Annotated in this window: 11 protein-coding genes and 1 riboswitch; of the genes, 6 read left to right on the forward strand and 5 right to left on the reverse strand. The window is 62.2% G+C overall.

Annotated features, from left to right (window positions below; all coding sequences use genetic code 11):
* Nucleotides 1-155 precede the first annotated feature (155 nt).
* The 3 genes from BM116_RS08715 to ahcY all read right to left on the reverse strand — a co-directional run bounded on the left by BM116_RS08715 (nt 156) and on the right by ahcY (nt 3,420).
* Nucleotides 156-884, reverse strand: a complete 729-nt coding sequence (locus BM116_RS08715) for a substrate-binding periplasmic protein (protein ID WP_083725742.1) — start codon at nt 882-884, stop codon at nt 156-158.
* Between the two features lie 123 nt (nt 885-1,007).
* Entirely contained in the window at nt 1,008-1,850 is an 843-nt protein-coding gene (gene metF, locus BM116_RS08720) for a methylenetetrahydrofolate reductase [NAD(P)H] (protein ID WP_083725740.1), read from the reverse strand.
* A gap of 166 nt (nt 1,851-2,016) precedes the next feature.
* Entirely contained in the window at nt 2,017-3,420 is a 1,404-nt protein-coding gene (gene ahcY / locus BM116_RS08725; RefSeq protein ID WP_083725738.1) for an adenosylhomocysteinase, read from the reverse strand.
* A gap of 20 nt (nt 3,421-3,440) precedes the next feature.
* Nucleotides 3,441-3,523, reverse strand: a riboswitch (S-adenosyl-L-homocysteine riboswitch).
* 103 nt (nt 3,524-3,626) lie between these two features.
* Between ahcY and BM116_RS08730 the strand changes: the two genes are divergently transcribed.
* Entirely contained in the window at nt 3,627-4,088 is a 462-nt protein-coding gene (locus BM116_RS08730; RefSeq protein ID WP_083725736.1) for a c-type cytochrome, read from the forward strand.
* 170 nt (nt 4,089-4,258) lie between these two features.
* Here the strand turns inward: BM116_RS08730 and metK are convergent, their stop codons facing one another.
* On the reverse strand, nt 4,259-5,443 hold the full coding sequence (gene metK, locus BM116_RS08735; protein ID WP_083725734.1) for a methionine adenosyltransferase: 1,185 nt from the start codon (nt 5,441-5,443) through the stop codon (nt 4,259-4,261).
* A complete protein-coding gene (locus BM116_RS08740) occupies nt 5,440-6,456 on the reverse strand; it encodes an ArsR/SmtB family transcription factor (RefSeq protein ID WP_083725730.1) in 1,017 nt (338 codons plus the stop codon). Before BM116_RS08740 ends, metK begins: the two co-directional genes overlap by 4 nt.
* Before the next feature lie 219 nt (nt 6,457-6,675).
* On the opposite strand from BM116_RS08740, the gene tkt reads away from it, so the two are divergent.
* The 5 genes from tkt to BM116_RS08765 all read left to right on the forward strand — a co-directional run bounded on the left by tkt (nt 6,676) and on the right by BM116_RS08765 (nt 12,694).
* Nucleotides 6,676-8,676, forward strand: coding sequence for a transketolase (tkt, locus tag BM116_RS08745; RefSeq protein ID WP_083725729.1), 2,001 nt, complete (start codon nt 6,676-6,678; stop codon nt 8,674-8,676).
* A gap of 108 nt (nt 8,677-8,784) precedes the next feature.
* Nucleotides 8,785-9,822, forward strand: a complete 1,038-nt coding sequence (epd, locus tag BM116_RS08750; RefSeq protein WP_083725728.1) for an erythrose-4-phosphate dehydrogenase — start codon at nt 8,785-8,787, stop codon at nt 9,820-9,822.
* Nucleotides 9,823-9,894: 72 nt separating this feature from the next.
* On the forward strand, nt 9,895-11,055 hold the full coding sequence (locus tag BM116_RS08755; RefSeq protein WP_083725727.1) for a phosphoglycerate kinase: 1,161 nt from the start codon (nt 9,895-9,897) through the stop codon (nt 11,053-11,055).
* Nucleotides 11,056-11,294: 239 nt separating this feature from the next.
* Nucleotides 11,295-12,359 carry a class II fructose-bisphosphate aldolase gene (fba, locus tag BM116_RS08760; protein WP_083725726.1) on the forward strand — a complete coding sequence of 355 codons (1,065 nt, stop codon included), beginning with the start codon at nt 11,295-11,297 and terminating at the stop codon, nt 12,357-12,359.
* 50 nt (nt 12,360-12,409) lie between these two features.
* Complete coding sequence (locus BM116_RS08765; RefSeq protein ID WP_083725725.1) at nt 12,410-12,694, forward strand: hypothetical protein; 285 nt, start codon at nt 12,410-12,412, stop codon at nt 12,692-12,694.
* Nucleotides 12,695-12,716 lie beyond the last annotated feature (22 nt).

Here is a 12,716-nt window from a genome sequence, read left to right on the forward strand (position 1 = left end):
AAGAGAATATCGTCAGGCACAAATCGCCACGCTGTGGACTAGGGGCGATTCCGTTCAGGCCTGCCGAAAGAGGTATACGGCATCCGAACGCGGGATTGACGGGAGCCCGGAGTATAACAGAGCTGTACGGGGAGTCTGCAAGCAGGGCGGCCGCCTTAAACACCGTAGGTTCTCAGGATTTGCTGGTAGTTGGCTGTCTGCTTGAAGGTGCGCAGGGCGTCAGCAAAGCGGTCGGCCAGATCGGCCAATTCCGGGCGGCGGGCGAAGGCCAGGTAGACCGGTCCGCCGCTCAAAGGCTCGGTGTGATGGGTGATATCGCTAATCCCCAACAGCTTTAGGGTGTAGCGTCCCACGCTGCGATTGATCAGCGCCATGTCGATGCGGCCCCGCTCTAGCATCAGCAGGCAGGCTTCAATGGACGGGCAGGGCTCGCGGCTCAGGTAGTCCGCCTCCAGAAAGGCCTGATTGCCGTAACTGTAACCCGCTGACACGCCAATGCGCCGTCCGCGCAGGTCGTCCAGCTTAGTAAATGGAAAGGGCTGGCTGCTGCGATAGAACAGCACTGATTCGCTGGTCGACAGCGGTTCGTCAGGGTAGTGGTACTGGGTCTGGCGTTCAGGGTTGATGCCAATGTCGAGGATGGCGTCGGCGTGGCCGGCAAGCACGTCGTGCTGGGCGCGCTTCCAGGGCATCAGGCGCCACTCGGGCTGGTAGCCAAGGCCTGACAGGAGTTGCTGGCTGGCCTCATAGTGGGCGCCGCGCAGTTGGCCGTCCTGTAGGAAGACGTAGGGCGGCCAGGGTTCGGTGACAACAGTGATAGGCTCTGCCCGCAGTCCGCCGGTAACCAGGGCGAGGGCGAGCAGCAGCGGAGCAGTCGGCTTCATACGGCGAGTCTAGAGCGTCTTCAGGTTGCTTCACAAGCGCTTGGCCCGGGCCAGCAGGCGCTTTGCCCCGCTCGCCTTGAGTGCCGCAGGTGCCGGCGTCACCCAAGGCTGGCGTGCCTAGGCTTAGCCGCGCAGGTTGCGCAGCACCGCGACGGTAGGCTCGGCCTGGTTCAGAGTGTAAAAGTGCAGACCCGGCGCGCCGCCCTCGATCAGGCGCTCGCACAGCTGGCTGATCACCTCGGTACCGAACGCCTTGATGCTGTCGCTATCGTCACCGTAGGCCTCCAGCTGCTTGCGAATCCAGCGCGGAATCTCGGCGCCGCAGGCGTCGGAGAAGCGCGCCAGCTTGCTGTAGTTGGTGATCGGCATGATGCCCGGGATGATCGGGATATCAACACCGGCCTGGCGCACGCGGTCGACAAAGTGGAAGTAGCAGTCGGCGTTGAAAAAGTACTGGGTGATGGCGCTGTCGGCACCGGCCTGGGCCTTGCGAATGAAGTTCTTCAGGTCGGTCTCAAAGTTCGGCGCTTGCGGATGGGATTCCGGGTAGGCGGCGACTTCCAGCTTGAAGTGATCGCCGGTCTCGGCGCGAATGAACTCCACCAGCTCATTGGCGTAGCGCAGCTCGCCACTGGCGTGCCCCATACCGGAGGGCAGGTCGCCACGCAGGGCAACAATGCGCTGGATGCCTTGGGCGCGGTAGTCGTTCAGCAGGGTGCGCAGATCCTCGCGCGAGTCACCCACGCAGGACAGGTGCGGCGCCGCCGGCACGCCAACCTCGTTGTTCAGCTGCAGCACGGTACGGCGCGTGCCGTCACGGGTCGAGCCACCGGCACCGTAGGTGACGGAGAAGAACTCGGGCTGCTCATCGGCCAGCACATTGGCTACCGCAACCAGCTTGGCCTGGCCTGCTTCGGTCTTCGGCGGGAAGAACTCGAAGTTGATGGGAATGTTTCTGTTGGTCATCGCAGATGGTCACTCAAACGTGTTGTAAAAGCGGCTGGAAGCCTGAAGCTGAAAGCTTGAAGCAATCCCGGGTGCTGGGCGAGAGCTGTTTCTGCTGCAGCTCTCGCTTGTCGGGGCTTGCTCCTGACTCAATCTGATTAAGCTTCCAGCTTCCAGCTTCCAGCTATTAGTACCGATAGCTCTCAGGCTTGAACGGGCCTTCGACGGTGACGCCTATGTAGTCGGCCTGGGTCTTGGTCAGCTGGGTGACAACGCCACCGAAGCCTTTGACCATTTCCAGTGCGACTTCTTCGTCCAGCTTCTTCGGCAGCACTTCAACGGTCAGTGCAGCGGCTTTGTCCTCGGCAGACTGATCGGCAAACTTGCGCTCGAACAGGTGGATTTGCGCCAGTACCTGGTTGGCGAAGGAGCCGTCCATGATGCGTGAGGGGTGGCCGGTGGCGTTACCCAGGTTCACCAGGCGGCCTTCGGCCAGCAGGATCAGGTAGTCGTCGTTGGTGGCGTCGATGGTCTTGCCGGTGCGGTGAATCTTGTGCACCTGCGGCTTGACCTCTTCCCAGCCCCAGTTGGCGCGCATGAAGGCGGTGTCGATCTCGTTGTCGAAGTGACCGATGTTGCAGACCACGGCGCGCTTTTTCAGTGCTTTGAGCATGCCGGCGTCACAGACGTTGGCGTTACCGGTGGTGGTGACGATCAGGTCGATCTTGCCGAGCAGAGCGGTGTCGATGCAGGCGTCGGTGCCGTCATTGATGCCGTTCAGGTACGGGGAAACCAGCTCAAAGCCGTCCATGCAGGCCTGCATGGCGCAGATCGGGTCGATCTCGGAGACCTTGACGATCATGCCTTCCTGACGCAGCGACTGCGCAGAGCCCTTGCCCACGTCGCCGTAACCGACAACCAGCGCCTGCTTGCCGGACAGCAGGTGGTCGGTGCCGCGCTTGATGGCATCGTTCAGGCTGTGACGGCAGCCGTATTTGTTGTCGTTCTTGCTCTTGGTGACCGAGTCGTTGACGTTGATCGCCGGGACTTTCAGGGTGCCGGCCTTGAGCATGTCCAGCAGGCGGTGTACGCCGGTGGTGGTTTCTTCGGTGATGCCGTGGATCTTGTCCAGCATGGCCGGGTATTTCTTGTGCAGGATTTCGGTTAGGTCACCGCCGTCATCCAGCACCATGTTGGCGTCCCACGGCTGGCCGTCCTTGAGGATGGTCTGCTCGATGCACCACTCGTACTCTTCTTCGGTCTCGCCTTTCCAGGCAAATACCGGGATGCCGGCAGCGGCGATGGCAGCGGCGGCCTGATCCTGAGTAGAGAAGATGTTGCAGGAAGACCAGCGTACTTCGGCGCCCAGTGCAGTCAGGGTTTCGATCAGCACGGCGGTCTGGATGGTCATGTGGATGCAGCCCAGAATCTTGGCACCCTTGAGCGGTTGCTCGCCGGCGTACTTGCGGCGCAGGCCCATCAGTGCGGGCATTTCCGACTCGGCGATGATGACTTCGCGGCGGCCCCAGTCGGCCAGGCTGATGTCAGCGACCTTGTAGTCGGTGAAGGCGTTGTTGATCACGGCACTCATCTGATTTCTCCATTCGTGGTTGCGAATGGGCGCGGTTAAATGTCGCACGCCGCGGACGAGCCTGGCAGCGGCTGGAGCCCCTGCTGCAGCGCCCCTCGTCCGGGGCTGAAGTTACCCGGCCTGTGCTCTCCTCAGGGGAGACGCCTTGGCCGGAATCGGTTCAGAGGCGATACTGTCGCCCCTCCTGTATGTCGTCTGGATGAAACATGACCTCTGTTCCACACCGAAAACTCGTTGTCGCCCTGTTGCTTGGCGCGGCCTTGGCCGGCTGCAGCAACGAGCCTGACCCCAATTCGCACGAAGGCAAACGTCAGGCGCTGTTCAAGCAGATGCTGCGCCAGACCGAGCCCATGAGCGGCATGCTGACTGGCCGCGTTACGCCCAGCATGGGCGAATTCATGAGCAAGGCCGATACCCTGGCCGAACTCGCCGATCAGCCCTGGCAGCACTTCCCCACGCCCGGCGATGACCCGGAGCCGAACCGCACCAAGGACACCGTGTGGTCCGACCCTGAAGGCTTTGCCCTGGCCATCGATGACTTCAAGACCAAGGTCGCCGAGCTGCATGCCGTTACCTCTATCGGCATCAAATCCCTGGACCAGGCAGCCGATGAGCTGCGCGCGGTGCAGGAGTCCTGCAAGAGTTGTCATGACAGCTATCGCCAGTAAACCCAGCTGGAAGCCTTAAGCTGGAAGCTTCAAGCAGTCCGAGTTGTATTGGGCTGCTTCTATCGGTCTGCCCGGCGCTTGATAGTGCTGGGCGTAGATCCACGCTGACTTGGCTTCCAGCTTCCAGCTTCCAGCTTCCAGCTTCCAGCTTCCAGCTTGCCGCGACGCCGTCAGGCGTCCGCGCGCAGCGCGTCGGCCTTGTCCGTCTTCTCCCACGGGAAGGCCGTGAAGGTGTCACCCTTGACGGTCATCTCGAACGGGTTGCGGCCGAAGTGGCCGTAGGCGGCGGTGGCGCGGTACATCGGGTGCAGCAGGTCGAGCATGCGGGTGATTGCGTACGGGCGCAGGTCGAAGTGCTGACGGACCAGCTGGATGATTTTCTCGTCGCTGATCTTGCCGGTGCCGAAGGTGTTGATCGATACCGAGGTCGGCTGCGCCACGCCGATGGCGTAGGACACCTGAATTTCGCACTTGTCGGCCAGGCCGGCAGCCACGATGTTCTTGGCCACGTAGCGGCCGGCATAGGCGGCGCTGCGGTCAACCTTGGACGGATCCTTGCCGGAGAACGCGCCGCCGCCGTGGCGAGCCATGCCGCCGTAAGTGTCGACGATGATCTTGCGACCGGTCAGGCCGCAGTCGCCCACCGGGCCGCCAATGACGAACTTGCCGGTCGGGTTGATGTGGTACTGGGTGTCTGCGTGCAGCAGCTCGGCCGGGATCACCTGCTTGACGATCTCTTCCATTACCGCTTCGCGCAGGTCCGCCTGGCTGATGTCCGGGTTGTGCTGGGTCGACAGCACGATGGCGTCGATACCGGTGACGATGCCGTTCTCGTAGCGGCAGGTAACCTGGGACTTGGCGTCCGGGCGCAACCAGGCGAGGGTGCCGTTTTTGCGTGCTTCGGCCTGACGCTCGACCAGACGGTGAGCGAAGGTGATCGGCGCCGGCATCAGCACGTCGGTTTCGTTGCTGGCGTAGCCGAACATCAGGCCTTGGTCGCCGGCGCCCTGATCTTCCGGCTTCTGACGATCAACGCCCTGGGCGATGTCTGGCGACTGCTTGCCGATGATGTTGATCACGCCGCAGGTGTCGGCGTCGTAGCCAACCTCGGACGAGGTATAGCCGATGTCCTTGATGACGCTGCGTACCAGGTCTTCCAGGTCGACCCAGGCGCTGGTGGTGATTTCACCGCCGACGATTGCCACACCGGTCTTGACCATGGTTTCGCAGGCCACGCGGGCGAACTTGTCTTCGGCCAGAATGGCGTCCAGCACCGCATCGGAGATCTGGTCTGCCAGCTTGTCCGGATGGCCTTCGGACACGGATTCAGAGGTGAAAATCGAATAATCGCTCATGGGTCTTTCCTGTCCTCGGGAGAAAGAGAATCGGGTTTGGCCAGCTGCAGCAGTTGCAGCTGAAAGCCGTTACGCAGGCCGATGTACTGGCTGTTGCCCGGACGCAGTCCGGCAGCCTCGGCCCAGCGCGCAATATCGTCCTGATCAAAGCCTAGCCACAGGTCGCCGCAACTGTCGCGCACCCAGCTCTGGTCGTGGCTGCACAGTTCGGTCAGCACCAGGCTGCCGCCGGGCTTGAGTAGCGCGGCAAAGCGTTTGAGTGCTTCGGCGGGTGCCGGCATGTGGTGCAGCACCATATTGCAGACCACACAGTCGGCAGCAGGCAATTGCTGGGGCTGCAGGGCATCGGCCAGCAGGCAGTCAACGTTGCTCAGGCCGGCGTCATTGCACTGCTGGCGCGCGCGCTCCAGCATGGCGTCGGCGTTGTCGAGCGCGACCACACGCTGGAAGCGGCTGGCCAGGCTCGGCAAGAAGCCGCCTTCGCCCGGGCCGATCTCGATGGCCAGCTGCGTGGCGGGCAGCGGAAGGGCGTCGATCAGGCTCAGCAGCGGCTCGCGGTAGATGCCGAAGTGGGCGATCAAGTCCTGCTGGGCCGGGGTGCCGTCGGCAAAGCGAGCAAAGAACTGACGCGACAACTCGGCGCGCTGGGCATGCACGGCGGCAATGGCATGTTGCAGCTGGGCGTCGTCTGGCTGGTTGTCGAGTTCGCTCAGCAGTTGGCTGTGCAGGCGATGCCAGGGCTGGTCGCTGACCGGCAGGCTGCGGCGATAGAAGATCGAGTTGCCTTCACGCCGTGTGCTGACCAGGCCCGCGTTAGCCAGCACCTTGAGGTGGTGGCTCATGCCGGATTGGCGCATGTCGAAGATCTGCGCCAACTCCAGCACACCAAAGGAATCGCTGCGCAGCACGCGCAGGATATCCAGCCGCAGCGCATCGCCCGCTGCCTTGCAAAAGGCGGCGAGGTCGTCGGTCTGGCTGGGTTTGGCGGCGGGAATGCGCGCAATCTGGTTCATGCGGCGCAGTGTAGTAGCGAACGGCCGGTGTCGCAACGGCTATATCAAAATACTTTGATATAGGTCTGGCCGTTCGTCTGGCAAGAAAGGGATAAGCGCAGCTGAAACGGGGTTTTCGTTGCCGGGGACGGCGGATTGCGCGAAAATGCCCGCCTCTTTTTCCCGGCCAGTCGCTTTGCCGACTGAAAGCCCACGCCTTGCAAGCCACAGGAGTTGTTCATGCCCAGTCGTCGTGACCGTGCCAATGCCATTCGTGCCCTCAGCATGGATGCCGTGCAGAAAGCCAACAGCGGCCACCCCGGTGCGCCCATGGGTATGGCGGATATCGCCGAAGTCCTGTGGCGCGACTATCTGAAGCACAACCCGGCCAACCCGAACTTTGCCGACCGCGACCGCTTTGTGCTGTCCAACGGTCACGGCTCCATGCTGATCTACTCCCTGCTGCACCTGACCGGCTATGACGTCAGTATCGACGACATCAAGAACTTCCGTCAGCTGCACAGCAAAACTCCGGGTCACCCCGAATACGGCTACACCCCGGGCGTTGAAACCACCACCGGCCCGCTGGGTCAGGGCATCGCCAATGCCGTGGGCATGGCGATTGCCGAGAAGGTGCTGGCGGCGCAGTTCAACCGCGAAGGCCATGAGGTGGTTGACCACAACACCTACGTGTTCCTGGGCGACGGCTGCATGATGGAAGGCATCTCCCACGAGGTGTCCTCGCTGGCAGGTACTCTGGGTCTGGGCAAGCTGGTCGCCTTCTACGACGACAACGGCATCTCCATCGACGGTGAAGTGGAAGGCTGGTTCACCGACGACACGCCCAAGCGCTTCGAGGCTTACGGCTGGCAGGTCATCCGCAATGTCGACGGCCACGACGCTGACGAGATCAAGACCGCCATCGAAACCGCCCGCAAGAACACCGAGCAACCGACGCTGATCTGCTGCAAAACCATCATCGGTTTCGGCTCGCCGAACAAGCAGGGCAAGGAAGAGTGCCACGGCGCCGCACTGGGCGAGGCGGAAATCGCTGCCACCCGTGAAGCGCTGAACTGGCCGCACGCCGCCTTTGAGATTCCGGCAGACATCAAAGCCGAGTGGGATGCCCACGAAGCTGGTGCCAAGGCTGAAGCGGCCTGGAACGAAAAGTTCGCCGCCTATCAGGCTGCCTTCCCGGAACTGGCTGCCGAGCTGCAGCGTCGTCTGGCAGGGGACTTGCCGGCCGACTTCAGCGAAAAGGCTGATGCCTATATCGCCGAGGTTGTCGCCAAGGAGGAGACCATCGCCAGCCGCAAGGCCAGCCAGAACACCCTGAACGCCTTTGGCCCGCTGCTGCCGGAAATGCTCGGCGGTTCCGCTGACCTGGCTGGTTCCAACCTGACCCTGTGGAAGGGCTGCAAGGGCGTCGAGTCTGCCGACGCCTCCGGCAACTACCTGTTCTACGGCGTGCGCGAATTCGGCATGACCGCGATCATGAACGGTATCGCTCTGCACGGCGGCTTTGTGCCCTACGGCGCGACCTTCCTGATCTTTATGGAATACGCTCGCAACGCGGTGCGCATGTCGGCACTGATGAAGCAGCGCGTGATCCACGTCTACACCCACGACTCCATCGGTCTGGGCGAAGACGGCCCGACCCACCAGCCGATCGAGCAGCTGGCCAGCCTGCGTGGCACACCGAATCTGGACACCTGGCGCCCGGCTGACGCGGTTGAATCGGCGGTTGCCTGGAAGTACGCGCTGGAGCGTGCCGACGGCCCGAGTGCGCTGGTCTTCTCGCGTCAGAACCTGCCGCACCAGAGCCGCGATGCCGAGCAACTGGCCAACGTCGCCCGTGGTGGCTACGTGCTGAAGGACTGTGACGGCGAGCCCGAGCTGATCCTGATTGCAACCGGCTCCGAAGTCGGTCTGGCGGTTAACGCCTGGACTGCACTGAACGAGCAGGGCCACAAGGTGCGCGTGGTGTCCATGCCGTCTACCAGCGTGTTCGACCAGCAAGACGCTGCCTACAAGCAGTCGGTGCTGCCGCTGGAAGTCGGTGCGCGCATTGCTATCGAAGCCTCCCACGCCGACTTCTGGTACAAGTACGTCGGCCTCGACGGCCGCATCATCGGTATGCAGAGCTTCGGCGAATCCGCCCCGGCTGCCGCGCTGTTCGAGGAATTCGGTTTCACCCTCGACAACGTCCTCGCCGCCGCGCAAGAGTTGTTGGAAGACTAAAGCTTGAAGCTTGAAGTCGTTAGCTGGAAGTTGAAGCGCGCCGTCGCCGAGTCGCAGGCGCTTCTTCCAGCTTCCGGCTTCCAGCTTCCAGCTGTATGGAGCCGCTGAGTGTCTCGCAACCAACCCTTTCGCATCGCCCTGAACGGCTACGGCCGGATCGGTCGTTGTGTGCTGCGTGCGCTGCACGAGTCGGCGCAGGCGGACATTGAGGTGGTGGCGCTGAATGATCTGGCTGATCGCGAGAGCATCGAGTACCTGACCCGCTTTGATTCGACCCACGGGCGTTTCCCCGGGAAGGTACAGCTGCAGGGCGAGCAGTTGCTGATCAACGGCCAGCCCATCGAGGTGCTGCGCTCGGCTGAGCCTGAGGGCGTTGACTGGCGCGCGCTGGATGTCGATCTGCTGCTGGAGTGCTCCGGTCAGTACACCACCCGCGAACAGGGCCTGCGCTTTGTGCATGCCGGGGTGCCGCGGGTGCTGTTCTCCCAGCCGATGGTCAACGAGGAGGCGGTGGATGCCACTTTGGTGTATGGCGTTAATCACGCCAGTCTGCCGGCCGATGCGCGGCTGGTATCCAACGCGTCCTGCACCACCAACTGCAGTGTGCCGCTGCTCAAGCTGCTGAACGAGGCGGTGGGGCTGGAGTACGTCTCCATTACCACCATTCACTCGGCGATGAACGACCAGCCGGTGATTGATGCCTACCACCACGCCGACCTGCGGCGCACGCGCTCGGCGTTCCAGTCGATGATTCCGGTGTCCACCGGATTGGCGCGTGGTATCGAGCGCCTGCTGCCGGAGCTGTCGGGGCGCATTCAGGCCAAGGCTATCCGAGTGCCGACGGTGAATGTCTCGGCGCTGGATATCACCTTGCAGACGGCGCGCGACACCACTGGCGACGAGATTAATCGTCTGCTGCGCGCTGCTGCCGATGGGCAGTACGCCGGGCTGCTGGACTACACCGAGTTGCCGCACGCCAGCTGCGACTTCAACCACGACCCGCATTCGGCGATTGTCGATGGCAGCCAGACCCGCGTGTCCGGCCCGCGGCTGGTGAATCTGCTGGTCTGGTTTGATAACGAGTGGGGTTTTGCCAATCGCATGCTGGATGTGGCGCGCTACTGGCTGTCGCGCTCAGCGAACTGAATACAAGCGGCGTGGTCGCAGGCTGCGGCGGCGCTGAAAAGATTGACACACTTACCAAGCAAGGAGCGGGCTATGACCGTATTGACCATGAGCGAGCTGGACCTGAACGGCCAGCGTGTACTGATTCGTGAAGACCTCAACGTGCCGGTCAAGAACGGCAAGGTATCCAGCGATGCGCGTATCGTTGCCTCGCTGCCCACCATCAAGCTGGCGCTGGAAAAGGGCGCTGCCGTGATGGTCTGCTCGCACCTGGGTCGCCCGGAAGAGGGCGTGTTCAGCGAAGAAAACAGCCTGGCGCCGGTTGCCGCCTACCTGAGCGAAGCGCTGGGCCGTGAGGTGCCGCTGGTGCGTGACTACCTCGGCGGCGTCGAGGTCAAGCCGGGCGAGCTGGTGCTGCTGGAAAACGTGCGCTTCAACAAGGGCGAAAAGAAGAACACCGACGAGCTGGCCCAGCAGTACGCTGCCCTGTGCGACGTGTTCGTAATGGACGCCTTTGGGACTGCCCACCGCGCTCAGGGCTCGACCCACGGCGTAGCCAAGTTCGCCAAGGTCGCCTGCGCAGGCCCGCTGCTGGCAGCCGAGCTGGATGCCCTGGCCAAGGCGCTGGATAAACCTGCTCGCCCGATGCTGGCCATTGTTGCCGGCTCCAAGGTCTCCACCAAACTGGACGTGCTGAACGCGCTGTCTGAAAAGTGCGATCAGCTGATCGTTGGCGGCGGTATCGCCAACACTTTCCTGGCGGCGGCCGGTTACCCGGTTGGCAAGTCGCTGTATGAAGCCGATCTGGTCGACACCGCCAAGGCGATTGCCGCCAAGGTCAGCGTGCCGCTGCCGGTTGACGTGGTGGTTGCCAAGGAATTTGCCGAAACCGCTACTGCGACCACCAAGGCGGTAGCCGACGTCGCTGAAGACGACATGATTCTGGACATCGGCCCGCAGACTGCTGCGCTGTTCGGTGAAATGCTCAAGGCCTCCGGCACCATCCTCTGGAACGGTCCGGTCGGTGTATTCGAGTTTGACCAGTTTGGTGAAGGCACCAAGGCGTTGGCGCTGGCCATCGCTGCCGGGGACGGCTTCTCGATTGCTGGCGGTGGCGACACCCTGGCCGCGATCGACAAATACGGCGTCGCCGACCAGATTTCCTACATTTCCACCGGCGGTGGCGCCTTCCTCGAGTTTGTCGAGGGCAAGGTTCTGCCGGCGGTAGAGATTCTGGAAGCGCGAGCGCAGTAAAACACGAGCTGGAAGCTTGAAGCTGAAAGCTGGAAGACGAAGGTTTGCGTGGGTGGCTCGCTTTTCACGCAGATTGCTTGACAAGGACTGGCTAGACTAGAACCCTGTTCGCTTTCAGCTTTCAGCTTTCAGCTTTCAGCTTTCAGCTTTCAGCTTTCAGCTTTCAGCTTTCAGCTTTCAGCTTTCAGCTTTCAGCTTCGAGCGATAGAGTTTCGATATTTAAACGGAGAGATACCCCCATGGCCCTGATCAGCCTGCGCCAGATGCTCGACCACGCCGCCGAATACGGTTACGGCGTACCCGCTTTCAACGTCAACAACCTGGAGCAGATGCGCGCCATCATGGAAGCGGCGGACAAGACCGATTCCCCGGTGATCGTGCAGGCCTCTGCCGGTGCTCGCAAATACGCTGGCGCGCCTTTCCTGCGTCACTTGATTCTGGCTGCAGTGGAAGAGTTTCCGCATATTCCGGTGTGCATGCACCAGGATCACGGCACCAGCCCGGCGGTGTGCCAGCGCTCCATCCAGCTGGGGTTCTCCTCGGTGATGATGGACGGCTCCCTGGGTACCGACGGCAAGACCCCGACCAGCTACGAATACAACGTTGACGTTACCCGTCGCACCGTTGAAATGGCCCACGCTTGCGGCGTGTCCGTCGAGGGTGAGCTGGGTTGCCTGGGCAGCCTGGAAACCGGTATGGCCGGTGAAGAAGACGGCATCGGCGCCGAAGGCGTGCTGGATCACAGCCAGCTGCTGACTGACCCGGAAGAAGCTGCTGACTTCGTCAAGCAAACCGGTGTGGACGCCCTGGCGATTGCCATCGGCACCAGCCACGGCGCTTACAAGTTCACCAAGCCGCCGACAGGCGACACCCTGTCTATCCAGCGCATCAAGGAAATTCACGCGCGCATCCCGGATACTCATCTGGTCATGCACGGTTCTTCCTCTGTGCCGCAGGAATGGCTGGCGATCATCAACGAGTTTGGTGGCGAGATTCCGGAAACCTACGGTGTACCGGTTGAAGAGATCGTTGAGGGCATCAAGTACGGCGTGCGCAAGGTCAACATCGATACCGATCTGCGTCTGGCCTCTACCGGTGCCGTACGCCGCTTCCTGGCGCAGAACCCCAGCGAGTTCGACCCGCGTAAGTATCTGGCCAAGACCGTCGATGCCATGCGCGACGTCTGTATCGCCCGTTACGAAGCCTTTGGTACCGCCGGCAATGCGTCCAAGATCAAGCCGATCTCGCTGGACGACATGTTCGAGCGCTATGCTCGTGGCGAGCTGGACCCCAAGGTCAACTAAGCAGACCAGAGGGCGGCGACAGCCGCCCTTTTTGCGACAGGATCAATGCGATGAGTAATCAGGACGAGCAGGACGACGAGTCCTTTGCCGAGGCCCGACTGGTCGAGGCTATTGAAAATCAGCTGGCCGCGGGTGAGCCGCCGGCGGCCCAGGCGACGCTGAACAAGCTGACGCTGGTTGGCTATGCGCGCGAGGACAGCATCGATCTGATGGCTCAGGTCCTGGCCTACAGCATCAACCGCATGCTGGAAGATGACGCCCCCTTTGACACCCCGGCCTACGAGCAGGCATTACGTAATCTGCCGACCCTGCCCGATGGCTCTGAGGCGAGCTGAGCGCTCGCACTGCGTAACAGGA

The organism is Halopseudomonas pachastrellae (assembly GCF_900114765.1).
Taxonomy (GTDB): Bacteria; Pseudomonadota; Gammaproteobacteria; order Pseudomonadales; family Pseudomonadaceae; genus Halopseudomonas; species Halopseudomonas pachastrellae.